15 protein-coding genes and 1 tRNA gene are annotated in these 18,647 nt (G+C 53.2%); 8 read left to right on the forward strand and 8 right to left on the reverse strand.

Features of this window, described 5'->3' with window-relative positions; all coding sequences use genetic code 11:
- Positions 1 to 19: 19 nt before the first annotated feature.
- Together cysK and SIB79_RS10280 are read right to left on the reverse strand one after the other, a co-directional pair.
- On the reverse strand, positions 20 to 988 hold the full coding sequence (cysK, locus tag SIB79_RS10275; RefSeq protein ID WP_063404807.1) for a cysteine synthase A: 969 nt from the start codon (positions 986 to 988) through the stop codon (positions 20 to 22).
- A gap of 149 nt (positions 989 to 1,137) precedes the next feature.
- Positions 1,138 to 2,790: an iron uptake porin gene (locus tag SIB79_RS10280; RefSeq protein WP_063404805.1), complete on the reverse strand. Its 1,653-nt coding sequence runs from the start codon at positions 2,788 to 2,790 to the stop codon at positions 1,138 to 1,140.
- Positions 2,791 to 3,140: 350 nt separating this feature from the next.
- On the opposite strand from SIB79_RS10280, the gene SIB79_RS10285 reads away from it, so the two are divergent.
- From SIB79_RS10285 to SIB79_RS10300, 4 genes are all read left to right on the forward strand, one after another.
- Positions 3,141 to 4,730 carry an ArnT family glycosyltransferase gene (locus SIB79_RS10285; RefSeq protein WP_063404803.1) on the forward strand — a complete coding sequence of 530 codons (1,590 nt, stop codon included), beginning with the start codon at positions 3,141 to 3,143 and terminating at the stop codon, positions 4,728 to 4,730.
- 169 nt (positions 4,731 to 4,899) lie between these two features.
- Positions 4,900 to 5,265: a hypothetical protein gene (locus SIB79_RS10290; RefSeq protein ID WP_155724706.1), complete on the forward strand. Its 366-nt coding sequence runs from the start codon at positions 4,900 to 4,902 to the stop codon at positions 5,263 to 5,265.
- A gap of 397 nt (positions 5,266 to 5,662) precedes the next feature.
- Entirely contained in the window at positions 5,663 to 7,210 is a 1,548-nt protein-coding gene (locus SIB79_RS10295; RefSeq protein ID WP_063404800.1) for an ArnT family glycosyltransferase, read from the forward strand.
- Positions 7,211 to 7,287: 77 nt separating this feature from the next.
- Positions 7,288 to 8,700 (forward strand): DUF2079 domain-containing protein, encoded by a 1,413-nt coding sequence (locus tag SIB79_RS10300; RefSeq protein ID WP_063404798.1) that lies wholly within the window; start codon positions 7,288 to 7,290, stop codon positions 8,698 to 8,700.
- Between the two features lie 118 nt (positions 8,701 to 8,818).
- Here SIB79_RS10300 and SIB79_RS10305 read toward each other — a convergent pair whose 3' ends face one another.
- The 3 genes from SIB79_RS10305 to SIB79_RS10315 form a co-directional block, all read right to left on the reverse strand.
- Positions 8,819 to 8,995 carry a hypothetical protein gene (locus SIB79_RS10305; RefSeq protein WP_155724705.1) on the reverse strand — a complete coding sequence of 59 codons (177 nt, stop codon included), beginning with the start codon at positions 8,993 to 8,995 and terminating at the stop codon, positions 8,819 to 8,821.
- Positions 8,996 to 9,013: 18 nt separating this feature from the next.
- Positions 9,014 to 10,642, reverse strand: a complete 1,629-nt coding sequence (locus SIB79_RS10310; RefSeq protein ID WP_236072712.1) for a DUF2079 domain-containing protein — start codon at positions 10,640 to 10,642, stop codon at positions 9,014 to 9,016.
- A 241-nt stretch (positions 10,643 to 10,883) separates the two neighbouring features.
- Positions 10,884 to 11,870 carry a hypothetical protein gene (locus tag SIB79_RS10315; RefSeq protein ID WP_063404796.1) on the reverse strand — a complete coding sequence of 329 codons (987 nt, stop codon included), beginning with the start codon at positions 11,868 to 11,870 and terminating at the stop codon, positions 10,884 to 10,886.
- Positions 11,871 to 12,498: 628 nt separating this feature from the next.
- Between SIB79_RS10315 and SIB79_RS10320 the strand changes: the two genes are divergently transcribed.
- The 4 genes from SIB79_RS10320 to SIB79_RS10335 all read left to right on the forward strand — a co-directional run bounded on the left by SIB79_RS10320 (position 12,499) and on the right by SIB79_RS10335 (position 14,663).
- Positions 12,499 to 12,762 carry a hypothetical protein gene (locus SIB79_RS10320; RefSeq protein WP_041384706.1) on the forward strand — a complete coding sequence of 88 codons (264 nt, stop codon included), beginning with the start codon at positions 12,499 to 12,501 and terminating at the stop codon, positions 12,760 to 12,762.
- 41 nt (positions 12,763 to 12,803) lie between these two features.
- The gene (locus tag SIB79_RS10325; protein ID WP_063404795.1) at positions 12,804 to 13,481 is read left to right on the forward strand and encodes an ABC transporter ATP-binding protein; all 678 of its coding nucleotides are present in this window, start codon (positions 12,804 to 12,806) and stop codon (positions 13,479 to 13,481) included.
- Positions 13,482 to 13,504: 23 nt separating this feature from the next.
- Positions 13,505 to 13,576 (forward strand) — tRNA-Asn (locus SIB79_RS10330).
- Between the two features lie 280 nt (positions 13,577 to 13,856).
- On the forward strand, positions 13,857 to 14,663 hold the full coding sequence (locus SIB79_RS10335; protein WP_063396743.1) for a response regulator transcription factor: 807 nt from the start codon (positions 13,857 to 13,859) through the stop codon (positions 14,661 to 14,663).
- Here SIB79_RS10335 and SIB79_RS10340 read toward each other — a convergent pair.
- The 3 genes from SIB79_RS10340 to SIB79_RS10350 are packed head-to-tail and all read right to left on the reverse strand — an operon-like array spanning position 14,660 to position 18,608.
- Complete coding sequence (locus tag SIB79_RS10340; protein WP_063404793.1) at positions 14,660 to 15,640, reverse strand: DNA polymerase III subunit delta'; 981 nt, start codon at positions 15,638 to 15,640, stop codon at positions 14,660 to 14,662. The genes SIB79_RS10335 and SIB79_RS10340 overlap by 4 nt on opposite strands.
- Positions 15,637 to 16,287 carry a dTMP kinase gene (gene tmk / locus SIB79_RS10345; RefSeq protein WP_063404791.1) on the reverse strand — a complete coding sequence of 217 codons (651 nt, stop codon included), beginning with the start codon at positions 16,285 to 16,287 and terminating at the stop codon, positions 15,637 to 15,639. Before tmk ends, SIB79_RS10340 begins: the two co-directional genes overlap by 4 nt.
- On the reverse strand, positions 16,284 to 18,608 hold the full coding sequence (locus tag SIB79_RS10350) for a heavy metal translocating P-type ATPase (protein ID WP_063404789.1): 2,325 nt from the start codon (positions 18,606 to 18,608) through the stop codon (positions 16,284 to 16,286). The genes tmk and SIB79_RS10350 overlap by 4 nt, the downstream gene beginning before the upstream one ends.
- Positions 18,609 to 18,647 lie beyond the last annotated feature (39 nt).

An 18,647-nucleotide genomic window follows, 5' to 3' on the forward strand; every position in this document is an offset into this window, starting at 1 on the left:
ACCAGTCATTAGGAAGACATCAAAGGTATCCATCACGCTGCGCCGGCACCGCCGAAGCAGCGCTAAACATCGGCGTTGATAGATAACGCTCACCAAAACTTGCCAAGACAACAACAAGACGCTTGCCCACCATCTCAGCCCTACTACCCACTTGCAGTGCAGCCGCAACAGCAGCGCCACTGCTTACCCCACTGAGCAAGCCCTCCTCCCTCGCCAAGCGCCGACCCATCTCCATCGCGTCGTCATCAGAGACCGGCAGGATCTCATCGATCAAAGAGAGATCAAGAACGCTAGGGATGAAGCCAGCACCAATCCCCTGAATGCGATGGGGAGCAGGGCTCCCGCCTGCCAAAACAGGGCTTAACGCTGGCTCTACCGCAAACACTTGCAGGCTTGGATTGCGATGCTTGAGCAAACGCGCACAACCTGTGAGTGTGCCCCCCGTTCCTACTCCAGTAATCAGACCATCCAACCGCCCCTCGCAATCATTCCAGATCTCCTCTGCGGTTGTACGCTCATGCACCTGCGGATTCGCAGGATTATCAAACTGCTGCAGCAGATAAGCCTCAGGGATGGTTGCCACCAACTCCTTTGCCAACTCAATGGAACCAGTCATTCCATCGCTGCCTGGGGTGAGTTGCAGTTCAGCGCCATAGGCCCTAAGCATGGCGCGACGCTCTGTACTCATCGTGTCCGGCATGGTGAGAATGAGGCGATAGCCTCGGGCGGCAGCAACCATGGCCAAGGCGATCCCAGTGTTGCCACTGGTGGGTTCCACCAGCACAGTGCGCCCCGGAGCAATAGTTCCAGCTTCCTCCGCTGCTTGAATCATTGCCCCCGCGATGCGGTCTTTAACCGAGGCAGTGGGGTTGAAGCTTTCCAACTTGGCCAGCACCTCCGCATGGCAACCACTGACCTGTGGCAAGCGATTCAGCCGCACTATTGGGGTTCGGCCAACCAGGGCCGTGATGTCCGCAGCAATGGGCATAAATGATAGTGAAGGGAGAGCCACTGACCCATCCAAACAAAGCGATGAAGATCAGAGCATGAAAAAGCCCCCCGTTTCCGGAGGGCGGTAGTTGATCGAGATTGTGAGGAGTAGGTTCTGGGGCCCAACAAGATGTTGGGCCATTTCGATCAGAACTTAAATGTGGTTCTGACGAGACCACCAAAGTTGTTGAAGGTGTCGTCATCACGACCGCCACCGAACACAGGGCCACCACCATCGGTGAGATCACCCAAAGGACGACTGAGGTAGAAGACCGCAGGAGTCACAGAAATGTTATCGGTGACCTGGAACTTGTACCAGAGTTCAAAGGCGTAGTTGCCATCAGCAACGAAATCGGAGGCATCGACATCGTCGTCATAGTCGACGTCAGTGACGAAGGTGGGCTGACCCCCAGCAACGCCAAGGACATTGCCCTCGATAAATGCATCTTGCCACTGAAGACCGACATACCAGGACTGGGATGTCGCATTGTCAATCAGACCGGAGTCATCGTTGTCGCTGACGTCGTTGTAACCCCAGCCAGCGCTGATGCTTGGGAACCAACCAGTCTCTTCTGGAGCCCACCAGGCACTCAAGCCATAGGAATTGGTCGTACCTGTTCCGGCCAATGAAACCGCCAAAGGTGTGCCATTACCCGCGTAAAGGCCAGCGCCATTGTCTCCAGAGGTGTAGGAGTAAGCAGCTGCAACACCCCAGCGCTCAGCGGCATATGCGATTTGAGCAGTGCCGTTCGAAGCAGCAGCATCAGTGCCGATACCACCTCTTACACGAGCGTCAACATCGCGGCGGTTGGGGTTGCCGTTATCAGCGTTAGCGGAGACATAGCTAGCACTAATGCTCCAGCCGCTGTCACTGTCATCCCACCAGATGCCACCACCACCACCTTTGGTGAGGCTGTAGGCGCCAGGAGCACCGGCGTAGGTGAAGAAATCAATGATGGTTTCAGCAGGATAGTTGCTAGGCCATACGGCAAGCATGTTGTCCTGGCGAACCATGCCACCAATGGTCGCAGTGAACTCTTCGCCGAGTGGGAACTGATACCAGAGGCGATCAACGGTGACTTGATTCTCTTTATTAGATTCTCCAAAAGCCACTTCCATGGCTGAGAGGCCAACATAACCATTGCCGCCGAAGGGGGATTCGGCAAAGTTGCCAGCGCGCAGGCGAGTCTTCAACAGATCCTTACCCGTGAAGCTGGTATTGAGCTCAAGGCGCATGTCGTAGTTGAAGACAGTCGCACCACTTGCATTGGCAGCTTCGTCATCACGATCATTGCCAAAAGCATCTTCGGCATCACCGCCGTAGCTGTTGGCGCCAATCACGAAGGATGTCTGACCAACAAGCTTGGTGGTGGTGGAGAACTGAGTGGCTTCGAGTTCACCAACGCGGGCTTCTAGGCCATCAACACGGCCCTTGAGGATGGCGAGCTCCTGCTCGAATTCGTTGAGAAGACGACGCAGTTCGTCGGTGACTTCAGTAATGCGATCGAGGCAGGCATTCAATAGAGCAGCCGCTTCAAAGCGGGTCATTGCTCTGTTGCCCAGGTAGCTACCACTTGGATAGCCAGCTACACAGCCGTAACGCTCAATCAGGTTGCTCAGAGCCTGATAAGCCCAGTCGGTTGGGTAAACATCTTGGAATTGGGAGATGCTGGTGACCTGCTCGCTGGAGGCCGAATAATCGGACACACCTTTGATATCTAGGTCTGCGGCATTAGCAGCCATAGGGGCCATCAGGCCCAAGGCAGCAGGTGCCACCAGCAATTGCTGGAAGAGTTTCATTTGGTTCCTCACACAGATAGGCGCAATGCGCCGATTCAATGTTGGTCATTAACTTCTGTTTAAACACCTCATGGTGTGACAGATGTATCAATGGTTGCAATGGCCGGTATCGGAAACACCAAGTCAAACTATGCCGGTAAACATCCCATCTCGGCTTATTAAGCGCTGACTTGACTGCTGAAGTCAGCGCTGGCGAGCTGAAGAAGGAAAAAAGATGTAAATAACCAACCAATAGGAACATTTGATCGATAGCGCTCATCACCTATCCCCATTCCATGTTCGCCTAACAGCGCTAACCATTGCCCTTGATATCAGCTGATCACAGGCCATCCCTTCGTAGAGCTCCTCTTATGGGGTTGCTACTGCTGTGGTTCGTGGCATGCCTGCTTGCACTCGTGGGGCTAGGAGATCTACCCCTGCGTGATTTTGATGAAGGCATCGTTGCCAGAGTGGCCTTTGAGTTAAGCCAAAAGCAGGGCCCAGAAGCTCTACTGCCCACCCTGTGGGATTCGCCCTACCTCAACAAACCACCAGGTTTGCATTGGCTGATTGCTACCGCCATCCAACTCAACAACAACGGCGAAGCCTCTTTAACTCGGCTCCCCTCAAACACTCTGGTGAGACTGGCTCCTGCAGTGCTATCGACGCTGATTGTTCCGCTAGGGGGGCTCGTGCAATGGCATCTAAGACCAAATGATCGAACGAGCTGCCTTGCTACAGCTGCAATTTTGCTAACGCTGATGCCAGTGTTACGACATGGTCGGCTAGCCATGCTCGATGGTCCACAACTCAGTGCCATGGCCTTGTTGTGGGTACTCGTTTTAAGCCTCGACCGCAGCCCAATGGACCACTGGAGAGCGCTGGGGGCAGGACTCATCAGCAGTGGCATGCTTTTGCTCAAAGCCCCTCTGCTGCTTCCAGCAGCAGCAGCAGCATTGATTCCTATGCTCTTGGGTGGCGAATTCAGGCGATGGTGGCGATGGCCACTGGCAGGCTGGTTTGGAGTGGGGCTGATCCCTGGCCTCGCCTGGCACCTCTGGCATGGCTTACATCGAGGCACTGGAGCGCTGTGGCTCTGGGGAGGCGATGGTGCAGGCCGCGTTCTATTTGATGCTGGAGAAGGCAGTGACCTCGGCTGGAGAGTCCCGGCCATTGAGATGCTGGAGGGTGGTTGGCCCTGGCTGTTGCTATGGCCCTTCGCAATGGCCTGGGCCTGGAGTCAACGACACAGCCGTTGGGGCAAATGGGCACTGGGCACGCAGGTCATTTTGGCCCTTGCAATCCTGCCACTGAAGACCCAACTCCCCTGGTACAGCCACCCCCTCTGGCTTCCATTTGCACTGCTCTGTGGCGCACCACTGGCCTGGCTGATTCACAGGAAGGGTCTAACAAATCCTCCTGGTGCAGCAGTTTTAAAACATGTTCCGTTCCTCTGGCTGGCCCTAGGAGTCACCCTTGTTCTATTCGGGCTAATCGGCGCATCAGGGCGAGTTCTCACGTTTTATCCCTATAGCGGTATTGCACTCGCTGCTGGGGTTGGCTGGAGTATCGGCAGCTGGCTGATGCTGCGCCCAACCCATGCCAAACGCAAATTGGGCGCAATCAGCATGGTGGCTGGAAGCGTCGCAGCTCTATACCTATTAATGAGCTCCTCACTCTGGCTCTGGGAACTCAATGAGAACTGGCCCGTTGAACCTGTCGCCCAGCTCGCCGCACAAGCAAAGGGAGCGAAGGTGGTGCTCGAGGGGAATGATGAAAGGCCCAGCCTCAACTGGTATGCAGGCCAGCGCATCAGCTCCTTAGATGCTGTTCCAGACGCTCAATGGATCTTGACGCGCAATCCCCAGCGAATCAGCAACATGGCTCAGGAGCGGCAGTGCAAGGTTGCGCAAAACAAGCAAGACTGGGCCCTACTTTTTTGTGACCCGCAAACCCAATAACTTGCCTCGATCTAGGGCAGCCGAAGCCTGTCACGCATTCTGCCGAATACACCAAACAGAACGCCTATAGGCGATTCGGCAAAACCACAAAGAACGCGACAACAGCTTTGCTACTCAGCTCAAGGAACTGCTTGCTCTGGCGAAGCCCTATCAGCTCAAACGACCCTTGGTGGCTGACGCTTCAAACCACGGCATCGAAGCACTCTTCATGGCGCTGACCCACCAAGATCACCGCATCCAACTCATTCATCGTTTCAGCAGCGCAGGCTTAACGAAGACAAAGAAAGAAAGACTGCTCGATGCCACAGTTGGCCTGGTAGCCATCATCGCCAACATGACCAAGCTGCCATTCTTCAGTGAAGTGCAGCGACTCAGAAAAAACAAGCGGAATTTGCTTGCCAGAAGCCACTACCTAGGCATAGCCAAGCAAGATCCGTTGACGAAGCCAAACTCAAAAATGCAGCTCATCTTTGGCAAATTGCCTCGCGAGTTGCAGCTTGCCGCGTCTCTAATAAGAACCTCACCGATGCAATGAACAACTGTTTGGTCATCGATCTAAAAACCTGTGTTTAGGTCATCAGCAAGTTGGATCTCAACGGCTTCACATTCCTCTATGACCTGCTGGCGTTCACTCCTGTTCAGCTTGGAGAAAGAGACTTGCCAATCAAATTCCAGCCACAGACAAAGGGCAGTTCAAAGCTCGATAGCAACTGCAGTGACTTCAAATGATCTGGTCAATCATCGCCTCAAACTCTGCCTAGACACCTCTCTTGGAATAATCACCAACATCGCAGTAGCAACCTGCGACTACAAAACTGTTGTAGCAAATACCTTTTGAGCTCAAATAGCAGTGCTCCTGATGATGTTTATCTGGAACGATGTCACCTAATCCAGTTGCATCTGGAATCCCCCTTGATTGAAAACAGTTGCTGATGGCGAAGTCTGTTGCCCGCTGGGCTCAACAAATCTGGTTTCCCTTGGGCTTAGGGGTAATCCTGCGACTGATCCAACTACAGGCTCCCATCCTCGGCATCCATAGCTGGCGCCAGGCGGATACAGCAGCCATGGCAAGGCATTTTGCCCTGCAAGGCACACCGATCTGGTTGCCGCAAATTGATTGGAGTGGAGCCAGCCCAGGATATGTGGAATGCGAGTTCCCTTTATATCCCTATCTACTTGGCCAGCTTTACAAGCTTGCGGGCCTACACGAATGGTTGGGGCGTGGCCTTTCGGTTTTATTTAGCGCACTAACCATCGTGCTCATCATCCGCATCGGGCGTCGCCTGCTTGATCCGATTAGCGCTTGGTGGGGCGGGGTCTTCTTCGCTGTACTGCCACTAGGGGTTTACTACGGCCGCACTTTGCAGGCAGAAGCGCTTCTACTGCTACTGGCCGCACTGAGTATCGAGCGTCTGCTTGTCTGGAAACAGCGGCGCTCTCGCTGGGCTCTACTCACCAGCTGGCTGGCATTTTGCCTTGCCTGCTTGATCAAAGTGCTGCCCTTGATCTGGCTCGGCATACCCCTTTTGGTGGTGCAAATGCAACCTCAGCCACTTGGACCAGCACTACCCCTTGCAACGTTCATTCGAAACTTAAAAAAACTTGCACGTTCGCCTGGTGCTTGGCTGTATGCGGGTAGCTCAATACTGATTGGAGCCCTTTGGTATGGCCATGCTTATCAACTTGGCCAAACCAGTGACTTGAGCTTCGGATTCTGGGGCAACAACTCTGATCGCAGCAGCCTGAGCATGCTGCTGGATATCGATCTCTGGCTAAACCTATTGTTGAGAATCAGCGTACGCAACCTAGCTGTGCTGGGTGTACCGATCGTGATCTTTGGCCTGTGGGAATGCCGCCGAAATGCAGGTGGTCAAATTCTGGCAGCAGGCCTACTCAGCATGGGAGCCTGCACAGCAGTCTTCTTACGAGCAAGCTCCATTCATGAGTACTATCAACTACCCCTATTGATTTTTCTCTGCCCATTAATGGGGCGGGGCTGGCAATCTTTAACGAAGTTAATCGTATCCAAAGGGCTACATCACCAATGGTTGATCAACATCAACCTTGCACTGATTGTTGCCATCAGCCTCGCTGTACTCAATTTTGATTATTGGGCTCTCGAGCGCCAACAAATAGAAATCTGGATGCCATTAGCCCAAAGCATCCGAGAAGAGATACCAAGCAAGGCCCGGATCGTAAGCGTGACTGGCAATGATCCCAGCTTGTTGAACCTTGCACGGCGTCAAGGCTGGCTAACCACTGCCAAAAGTATTAATCAGAAACAGCTACAAGCCTGGTCTGCACAAGGTGCCACCCATCTCGTTGGCAGCCTTAACTGGGAAGAAAGCTTTAAACCTCTCACTCAAGGACATGCAAGAAAGAACCTGCAGGTTCTTTTGTGTGAGCAGCCAAACTCCACTTACTGCCCACAGATACCGCATCAAACCTATCTAGTACCAATCAAAGAACTGATCCGATAGCTCATCTACACCGCCAACATGCTGTCTGACCAGAGTCGAAAGCTTATGGGAAGCTCAACAAACTCGAGCATTGCCGCTTGAACACCAAGGCCTGCCCACCCCGCCGCCTGAGCCTCACCTGCCTGGCAATCTTCCTGCTGCTTTGGGCCGCCGCCGCAACACGTCATGCTCTGCTGCAGAGCAATGCTTACGATCTTGGCCTGTTCGACCAGTGGATCTGGTTGGCCAGTCAAGGATTGCCACCCTATTCATCGATGGAAGGGGTGCATCTGCTAGCTGATCACGGCGCCTGGGCTCTCTATCTGGCAGCCATTCCATATCACTTCCATGCCAGCGTTCAATGGCTACTCGCCAGCCAGGCGGCTGGACTAAGCCTGACAGCACTACCCCTTTGGTGGGTGGGCCGCCAAGCAGGCCTTACTCCAAAACTGTGCTGGCTGATCTGCACACTTTGGTGGCTGCAGCCAGTGGTGTTCAACGCCAATCTGTTCGACTTCCACCCAGAGGTATGGGTGATGCCGGCCCTGGCAGCTTGTTACTGGGCCAGTCGAGCCAAAAAAGCCTGGCTCTGGTTTGGCTTACTGCTCTTATTGCTTGGCTGCCGTGATGGACTTGTGCTTGTAGTGGTAGGCCTGGGGTTAGAGCAGGCTTTGCGTAAGCGATGGATCTGGGCCTTTGCAGCCATTGGATTGGCCTTGGGCTGGTTGGCCATGCTCAATCACTGGCTTTACCCCTGGCTGAAAGGCAGTACTGGAGGCCCTAAGGCAGCCGGAGCCCTTTTCTCTTATCTAGGCGACAGTTTCGATGAGGTTCTCTTCAATCTGATCACAAAGCCTCAGTTGTTAATCGAGCATGTGGATTGGATCGGCGGACTGATCTATCTGCTGTTAATCAGTATTGCCGTCGCTCCATTCTGGCGCCGAAACTCCCTACCCGTTCTGATGGGAGGTTTACCCCTAATTCTGGTGAATCTGCTATCGGAAGAGTCACCGCAACGAACACTGATCCATCACTACAGCCTGCCAATTGCGGTCATAGCTGTTGTAGCTGCCATCGATGGACTGGCTGTACGCCCAAAACAAGCTGTTCCTTGGCGGCTACTGACCTGGAGCACCATCTGCTGGGTAGCCCTTGCTAAGCCCTGGTTTTTTAGTGGGCCTTATCTGGAAAGACTCAATGCATTGACCCCATCCCATGAAGCCATCGCAAACATTCCTAGCAGTAGCCGCCTTGCCACTACCAGCTATCTCGCCCCCCATCTCAGCCAACGCATTGCAATTGACTTCCCCCGCCGCAAAGGAAAGTCTTTAGATCTAGAAAGCTTTGATGTACTGCTTCTCAACCCAAAAGATCCAGGTTGGGGATCCAGCCGAAAACATCAACAGAAGCTGTTGAGCAAAGCCAAACAAGCTGGCTGGTGGTGCGAAAGCTGGGACAACGGCTTGGAACTTTGTCAGCGGTCCGAGCACAAATCGATCAAACAACCTTAAGACCGCCTTACTCGATTAAAAGCCTGCAAAACGATGCCCCCTCCATGAATACATGGAGGGGGCTCTCGTCGGGTCCACTCTGGCGCGGAACCATTTGATCAGGGAACAGGTGTAAAAATCAGCCGGCGTTCTCCGCGATCAGCAGACCCTGCATCGAACAACTGGAACTCATGAGCACCTCCTCCTTTGGGGATAACGACAATTCACGAAGCATGCGACGAATGCCTATTTCAGGCAAAGTCACTTCGCTATTGCCAAAGCAAATCAACAGTAACCGGAATCGAGCAGAAGGCACGTTCTTAACCCTTCTATTTCATCCAGGCTCAAGTGCTAGCAATGCATCAAGGCAACGTCTTGCATCAGGAGAGGAATCAACGCTATTGCGCAAAACCACCAACCCATCCGCGCAGCTCACCACCCCGTAACGCCCCTCTTCCATGAGTTCCTGCAAGGCCTTATTGATAGATCGCCAACGAGACGTTTCCTGGCGAAACAGTGGCATCAACGAACGGTAATAGCCAGGGAAAGCCAAGACCCATTGAACCGATTCAATTTGATCCTGACGGTTGTAGTACTCGATATGTTTCGGGAAGCGCAAGGCAACTTCCCGTTCCGCCAGCAGCGGCAACAAAGGAGTATCAGCAGCGACCGAGGCGTTATCTGGCACAAGCCCAACGGCATGACGGGCCGTTGCAGCTCGCTGCAGCATGGCGACCGGCGAGACATGAACGAATGGACTAAAGCTATCCGGTACCAGAGCGGAGAACGTGCGATGGGGATTGCTTGCCAAAGTCAAAACAAGCCCTAGGGCAAGACATCCTGTCCAGAAATGCCGGAACCAAAGATGAGACCAGAAACCTGGATGGGCCTGCCACCAAAGCATTGCGCCCATAAATAATCCTGGGACCAAAGCAAGCACATACCTGAGCGTTACCGACAACGCACTCATGCCCTGGGACACCAAGGCGATGAATAAAGGCACAGCCACCATCAGGGCCACATCCAGCGAGACAAAGGGGATAAAGGCCAAAGGCAACGCTGGCGCCAGCAGAAAAGCCAAGGTGGTTCCAGGGGGAGACACCAAGGCCGCCAGCAAACGAAGCGGATGGGTCACCATCGTCCATAGAACGGTGAAGGTCCCACCAGTGCGGCCTTGCAAAAGATGCCCAAACTTTTCCTGCAGGAAGCGATCAGACAGGGAGGAATCAAACTGGGGCTGAATCCAGCCAGTCATCACTGCCACATAAACCAACGACATCGCCATGACCATGAGGCCGATAGCGCGTGCACCAGGTCGACGAAGCGATGCCCACAATCCAAGTGAAAACAGGGTGAGACCCGCATCTTCACGCACCAACAGCATCAGGAAACTGCAAGCCATAACCTGGCGCCACCCCTGCTTGAGGAGACCATCAACAACCAAAAAGCCCAGTAATGGCAACCAACAAAGGTCGTGAAAGTTTTCAACAAGTGGGCCAATCACGGTTCCACTGAGGTAGTAGGACGCGGTCAAGCGAATCGCCAAGGGTCGCGACAATCGGGCCGACGCCATCCGCCACAACAGCAAACCTGCTAGAGCCAACAGGCCCACTTGAATCAACGGCAAGGCCCAGCGACCAAAGAGTGCTACTAAGGGCGCGGCCAACACAGTCAGCACATTGGCGTGCTGGCCAAGATGGAGATAGTCGATGCTTGGCAAAGCATCTTGATTGGCAACAGCTGCCGACAACTCCGACGAAAGGCTGCTTTCAAAAAAATGACCCCTAGCAGTAGACCAAAGCTCCTGCAAAAAAAGAGCTTGGTCGTAAGTAGCAGTCAGGCTTTCAAGACGCCAAAACTGAAGCAGCAGTCCGACCAGCCAAAAGCCGCCAGCCATCCCAAGAACCACCCAAGGGAAGTTGTCTCTGCGATAAGACCTCAACCCACTGACAAGAGATGACATTCGCATCATTCCTCAGCTGCCGAAATGAATACTAGAGAGCCGCCAAATACCATCCTAAGGAAGGATAAAGACCAGGAGAAAAGGGCAGAGACAGTCTGGTTAGAGACTTTCCCAAATCCAGTCATCAATGGAATAATAGGCGAAAAAAAATTGTACTTAATACCAAAAGACAACCTTCACTCATAACATCACTGACTCAGGCGGTAACTTGCTCAATACCGGCAGATATCTATCAACCATTTTAGCGCCCTGACGGATTTGCTAGCAAGACATAGGTTCGCAGCAACCCTAGGCCGAAGGAGAGATAAAGCATCAACTCTGCCCACTCCTGATCAATATTCAGAACCAAAGCTGTCGCTGACCTGGTAGCAACAAAATAAGACAAAAACGCAGCACAAAAGAATAGAGGCCAAAAATACCTGGGCAGAAAAAATGTTCCGGCAGGAATTACACCCTCTCGAGATGATCTTGCTTTAAACAATCCAAAAGATGGCCGCCAAAACACCAAAACCAGAATCAATACTGACACCAGAAAAAGATTAATATCTAGATAATCTTGAAAAAACTCGAGGTTATGAATTGTTGTCTGATTTTGAGCATTAAGAGCAGCTATGTTATCAGGTGTTCTCCAGCCGAACAAAACCTGACCCCAAGCAAGCTCCTCTAAGCCAACAAAAAGCATTCCCAAAGCAATCATCCCATAAATGGCTCCATGCAAGCGCATAAACAGACGCCTCCATAAGTCCCTAGAAATCAGCCAAGAGACCCAAGCAGAAGTGAACAGAATTAGAGCCTGCAAGTACTCAAGAATTCCTCCTTCTCCAAGCAGCCGTTTGTAACGCAAAACATCCTGAACGGACAGCTTGAATAGAGCTACAGATCCCATAATAAATAATGCAAGGATCAACATCAATAGAGAGCGACTTGCTCTAGCCGAAGGACTAAACTCCGAAAGCAAAGACTTTAAGAAGGTTGAGCGTCGCAGAAAATTACCTAAAAAAACTAACAACAGACCAGCGACTCCAAGCTGCAGCTCAGGCCAAGGAGAGACATCTAACGAGAAAGCCCTGACAAATTTATACAGCGAAACTGCAACAATAAATGCCCCAAAATAGATAACAGCCTGGCCGCAAATACGTTGCACAAGCTTTTGTCTAACCACGCTCTCGCGAAGAGAATCACCAGCATCTCGCTGAACCTGGGAATTCGACGGAAGGGGAGTACTCATTAGGCACTGCTCTGTGTCTTAAGGGAAGATTAATACAATCTTAATTGGCCGCGTGATAGTCAAGAGAAGAAGCCCATCACAGCCACCTAGGCCATTGGCCTCGCCAAAAGACTCATAGCAAAGGACTTCAATCAATAAATTCACTGCTCACTAGGGATTGATTTAAAATTAAAATCCAGCCCTTGATGCCATAAATCGCACAGCATTGCCTGCAGCAAGCAGATCATAATGGGGAAGACAATTTTAAAAATACTTGCCCACAAAGGGCTTCCAGGCTCTAATTACTGCAATCAAAAATCAATACTCAAGCGAGAAGCTGTCGAGCTCTAACTCCTCAGGGGGCGCAGATTTCCTGTGAGACGAAATCGGTGAGCTGCAGATCGGCACCCAAACAAACAATGCCGACACGACAAGATCAAAGCCTAAAGGGGCACACATCACCCATCCGAGCAAAAGATCCTTGACTGTCCACATCACTCCAACTGGACACTGACCCCATAAAAAGGGGGCATGAAGGCCGCTCGAGCAAACGATTGATTGCTAAGTGTAAATACTTATCCACTTTGGCCTGCATGGCAAATGCTGGAGCTTGATTCGCAAGAATGATGCAATCCTGTCAACGTTGTCCGTGTACGTCATTGAGCTGGCCCTCAAATTGAGCCCCTTGCCGGTATCTGTGCAGCGCAAAGCATTGACAGATGCGGAAGCCGTTTACCAGCAAGTGCGCAAATGCCTGGAGAGGGGTCAGCCTCACCTTCTGGAGCTCAGTTGCGAAAAAGTCGAAGACAAGAAAGTCACTGTTTTGGTCAGTGAAATAGTTGCTGTTCAGCTTTATGAGAAAACAGCAGCAACTGGAGGCAGTAAGCGGCCTGGCTTTTCCTTTGAAACCTGAGGCCATGGTGGACGAGAACGCTGATCAAAGCATCTTGAGAGATGGCCCCCCTCCTAAGTTTTGAGCAGGTGAGCTTCATTTGGCCCTCCGGCACAAAAGCCTTGGACCAATGCAGTTTTGCAATTCCAGAACCAGGCCTTTGGATGCTCGTAGGCAGCAATGGCAGCGGCAAAAGCACCCTTGCCAAGCTAATCAGCGGTTTATTACAGCCACAGCATGGTCAGGTGACTTGCATGCTCAAACCTGCTCTGGTGTTTCAAAACCCTGACCATCAACTGCTGTTGCCAAGTTGCGGCAGCGACTTGCTGCTGAATTTACCTAGCGACATCCCAATCAAACAACGCCAACAGCGCATTGGCGATTCCCTAGAGCAGGTTGGTTTGGCCGCCATGGAATCGCGCCCGATTCATACCCTTAGCGGAGGCCAAAAACAACGCCTAGCAATTGCCGGCGCCCTGGCCAGTGAAGCCACACTGCTGCTGCTGGATGAACCAACAGCACTCCTAGACCCAGCAAGCCAACAAAGAATTTTGGCAACAGTTCAACAGCTTTGCCATCGCTCCCACGCACCCCTAACGGCCCTTTGGGTCACCCATCGCCTCGAAGAGCTCGACCATGCTGATGGGGCTGCCAGGATGGAACACGGCCGAGTAGGAGCCTGGCAATCTGGCCATCAGCTAAGACAAAACCTCCAACCCCTTGCAGGTCGGCGGGGATGAAGGGTAGGTTCTTCGGGTTGCAATCCTCGGTAGCTCAGCGGTAGAGCGGTCGACTGTTAATCGATTGGTCGCAGGTTCGAATCCCGCCCGGGGAGTTTTCAGATCCACAGCCGGTGGCTGTGGTTTTTGATTGCCTGTTAGAGGGCATCCACAACAGTGCATGGACAGATTCGGAAGACTTCCTAAAAAGAGGACGCCTTTAAGGAATTCGTCAGCCAGTCAAAAGTTCAGTCTGCATGGGAGTTTCAGTGATTGGGCTCTATGCCCCCACAGAGATGCCAATGATGCACCTCAAAGCAAATCTTGAGAGAATCTGACAAGCGCTGACTTCACAGCACCCCGATGATTTCAAATTCCTCCTGGACTCCGATCTAAATGAAGCCTTGCATCCTGCTGATCGAAGACGACCAGGACATGCGTGAACTGGTAAGCAGCCATTTAGAGCACAATGGTTTTGACGTACAGAAGGCTGAAGACGGCATCAAAGGTCAGGCTCTTGCCCTTCAGTACACCCCAGACCTGATTTTGCTCGACTTGATGCTTCCTAACGTAGATGGGCTAACTCTCTGCCAGAGGTTGCGTCGAGACGAGCGCACCGCGGGGATTCCGATCTTGATGATCACCGCCTTGGGAGGCACAAAAGATAAGGTCACCGGCTTCAATTCAGGCGCGGATGATTACCTAACAAAGCCTTTTGATCTTGAAGAATTGCAAGTGAGGGTGAAAGCCCTACTACGTCGCACCGATCGAGCGCCGGTGGGCACCAACGCTCATCACGAGATCCTCAGCTACGGCCCTCTCACACTCGTGCCTGAACGATTTGAAGCGATTTGGTTTGAGCGTCCCGTACGGCTCACGCACCTGGAATTTGAGCTGCTCCACTGCCTACTTCAGCGCCATGGACAGACCGTGGCACCTTCTCTAATCCTTAAGGAGGTGTGGGGCTATGAACCTGATGATGACATCGAAACCATCCGAGTACACGTTCGCCACCTGCGCACCAAACTGGAACCCGATCCACGTAAACCCCGCTTCATTAAAACCGTTTACGGGGCTGGTTACTGCCTTGAATTGCCTACAGGAGGACAACTCGAAGGGTTCCAAGACCTACTAATCCAGGCACGCCAAGAGAGGGAAGCCAGAGAAGCACAAAACAAGCAAGGAGAGCGCGCCAGCGCTTAAGCGCCAGGAATCAGTTCCAGCAAAGCCACTTCCCACGCCAGCCTGGGTTGCACAAACCCCAGCAAGTGTGAACGCAGCCTTTCCAAACGTTTCAGTGGTGTTGGATCAGGCCGTTGGATCCAAAAATGTTGTTGCCACCAATCAATCAGCCAAAGCTGCTGCTCCCCATTAAGAGCCTCCGTAAGGTCCCTCGCCAGAGCTAAGGCTTCCATTGGCTTTTGGGGACGCTCTTCAAGCCGTAGCCAAAACTCCTCTGGGACTGCCTGCCAGAGCCCAAAATTCTGCAACAGCGCCCCAGGAGAACCAGCGGCCATCGCAAACAGTTCCGGCTGATCCAATGCCAACAAGGACGACCCCATCTCAGTTGTGCTCGTTCTGGCCAAAGCAGCCTGCATGTCAGCTGCTTCAAGACGAGCAAAAAGAATCTGTTGGCATCGAGAACGAATTGTCTTGAGCAAGCGCTCAGAAGCGGTCGAAAGCAGAATCAACAAGCCATGACCTGGTTCTTCCAGCGTTTTAAGCAAAGCATTGGCAGCAGCTTCGGGCATAGACTCTGCCGCTTCAATCACCACCATGCCCCTTGGGGCCTCAACAGGTCGTCGTCCTAGGAATCTTGTCACCCCGCGAATCTGTTCGAGGCGCACCTGTGGGGGGGAACGGCGATTGACACCTTCTTCCTCTGCCTGGGACTTAGGGACCAAGCGGCCTTGATGCTGATAAGTCGGTTCGACCCAAAGCAGATCAGGATGGTTGAACGCCTCTAGACGACGGCGTTCACGCAGGGCCGGCTTACCACTGCTGATGACGCCCTCGAGAAAACGCAAAGCCGCCAAACTGCGACCCACTCCATCTGGACCAGAAAAGAGATATGCGGGAGCCAGTCGACCCTGACTCAACGCTGCCTCCAGCAATGCAACTGCCAACGGCTGAGCGATCAAATCTTCAAACAGCCCACGCGACTCAATCTCAAGGCTCATCGCATGCTCTCTTGCAAAGGCCCAAAATGGTGCTTCAGCTGGCTCTCCAAAGCAGAACTAACTGACTCAACTTGTTGATCCGCCTGCAACGGCACCCAAGATCGTTCCCTAGCCAAAAAAGCAAATCCAGTTGCCACCCTGGTTAAAAAATCAACTCCTTCCGCTTCGATTCGATCGTTAGATCTTGCATCACGCCGAAGCAGACTTTCTTCTACAGGCAACTCCAACCAAAAAGTTAGGTCCGGGACAAGTCCAGCCGTGGCGATCTGCTCGAGTTGCTGAATCAAATCCAGATCCAACTCTCTTCCATAACCCTGATAAGCAAGGGTAGAGCCACTAAAACGATCACTGAGAACCCAGTGCCCCTGCTCAAGCGCCGGTCGGATCAACTGAGCCACGTGCTGGGCTCGATCAGCCGCATACAACAACAGTTCCGCAAGGGGTTCTGGGGAAGCATCCCCAGGCGGGTGAAGAACCAACTTGCGCAAGGCAATACCCAAAGCCGTACCACCGGGCTCACGGGTGAGATGCAACCTTGCACCCTCAGGCATCAAACCGCTGCGTGGCAGCCAGTTGGCAAGGTGACGAAGCTGAGTGGTCTTGCCACAGCCGTCAATACCCTCCAGAACAAGAAAGCGACCACTCATGTAGTACGCAGTGCCAAAGCGTTCACGACCACCGTGATTGAACTAAGGGCCATCAATAGAGCTGCGATGGGTGGGGAGAGCAATAAGCCAAAGCCCGGCAACAACAATCCTGCAGCAATTGGCAAAGCAATGAGGTTGTAGCCAAAGGCCCAAGTCAGGTTTTGACGCACTTTTGCCATGGTGCGGCGAGCCAAAAACAGGGCTTCCGGCAAACCCTCCAGGCGATCCCCAAGCAACACCAGATCAGCAGAATCCTGGGCTATCTGCGTGCCGGTACCCACAGCGATACCAAGATCTGCTGCCGCCAGAGCTGGGGCATCATTAATGCCATCGCCAACCATTGCCAACAGTCCAGCCTTGCGAAGACGTTGCAAGCGCTCCAGCTTCTGATCAGGCAACAACTGCCAGCCCAGTTGATGGGGTTGAAAACCCAACTGCTGCCCCAGGCGTTCCACCGCCTGACGTCTATCTCCACTAAGCATGGCCAGAGTCATCCCCTGCTCTCGTAATCGATCCAAAGCAACAGACACATCAGGTCGAAGCCGATCATCAATGGCCACAAGGCCCAAAGGCTCTTCCCCCAGAGCCACGGCTACCACCGATTGCCCCTGAAGAGACGACAGCTCAACATCAGCCTGAAGTTCAGCTGTCCAATGAACCCCTTCAGCCTGAAGCCATTCAGGTGTACCTACTCGAACCGTTCCTTCTACACCTTCAAGCTCACCGGCCAGGCCGGAGCCTGGATAGGTACGGGTTGCCAAAGTGGACAGTAGCGAAAGCCGATGCCGTTGAGCCTCTTGCAAAACAGCATGGGCCAAAGGATGGCGACTGTTTTGCTCAAGACTTGCAGCTAGCTGCAACAATTGATCAGGTTTTTTTGTGCCAACAACCCCTGCCACCAAAGGGCGGCCAAGGGTAAGAGTGCCAGTTTTGTCGAAAACAACTTGCCTCAGCGAGGCTGCCATTTCAATCACATCCCCACCGCGAAATAACCACCCCCGGCGGGCCGCCTGACCAGAGGCCACTGTGATCACTGTGGGCGTTGCCAATCCCAATGCACAGGGACAGGCCACGACTAGAACAGCGATGGCGAGCTGTAAAGCCAATCCTAAGGAGGTTTCAGCGACGCCTCCAAGCGGGACATGATGACCATATCCATGCACCAACCCCTGACCCGAAGCGTGCAACACCTCTGGCCAAAGACGTGCACCCAGTTGCCACCAAAACAGAAAAGTCAGCAGTGCCAGGCTGACAACGCCATAGCAAAAGCGACCTGCAACCCGATCAGCCAGGCCTTGAATAGGAGCCTTACGCGCCTGGGCCTGTTCCACCAAACTAATGATTCTTGCCAGAGCTGTCTCAGCTCCCACATGTCGTACTTCTAGCAACAAGGTGGCTTCAAGATTGAGGCTGCCTGAAGTCAGCTCGATTCCTGGAGCTGCCTCCAACGGCAATGGCTCACCAGTAATGCTGGACACGTCGACAGCGGAATGTCCCTCCAGCACCATGCCATCAACAGGAATGCGATCCCCTGCTAACAACTGAACCCTCTCCCCAGGTCTGAGAGCACCGACTCTTACCTCACGGATAGTCCCATCACTTGCCAGCAACCTGGCAGTATCTGGTTGCAATTGAGCCAGCTGTTGGAGGGCCCGCCCAGTGCGGAAACGAGCACGCTCCTCAAGGAACCTTCCCAACAAGACAAAGCCGAGCAACATCACGGGTTCATTGAAGAAGCAAGGCCAACCCACCTGAGGCCAAAGCAGAGCAACCAGGCTCGCCAGATAGGCACTGCTAACGCCCAATCCCACCAAGGTGTCCATCGTGGGGGTTAAGGCAAGAGCCGCCCGCGCTCCGCCAACAAGAATCGGCCGACCAGGGCCCAACAAAGCCACCGTGGCCAATCCGGCATGGAAGGGCAAGGCCCCTACAATCAACAGCTCAAGATGTCCACCGGCAGCAAGGTGGCCAAGAACAGACAGCAACAGCAACACCAAGGCCACCATTAACTGACGCCACTGACTCCACCAAGCCCCGAGGGAATCACGCGTTGAAGGCGTTAGCTGTTCTAATGAGCCCGTATTTCTTGGCTGAGCAGAGAAACCCCGGGCTGCCAGAGCAGCAAGGATCGGCTCAAGAGACTGGCCTGGATCGTTGAGATCCAGCCACGCAGTGCGGGCTACCAAGTTGACACTGGCACGAGCAACACTGGGCTGCTCAAGCAAAATACGCTCTACCGATTGAACGCAGCCGCCGCATTTCATCCCCTCGATATCGAGTGCGACGGATGGATGAGCCAATGGACGGTCGTTGCGGCTCACGGATCGGTGAAATGTTCCCGCACGCTAATGACAATCGTT

It is taken from the genome of Prochlorococcus sp. MIT 1342, from assembly GCF_047304495.1.
Lineage (GTDB): Bacteria > Cyanobacteriota > Cyanobacteriia > PCC-6307 > Cyanobiaceae > Prochlorococcus > Prochlorococcus marinus_D.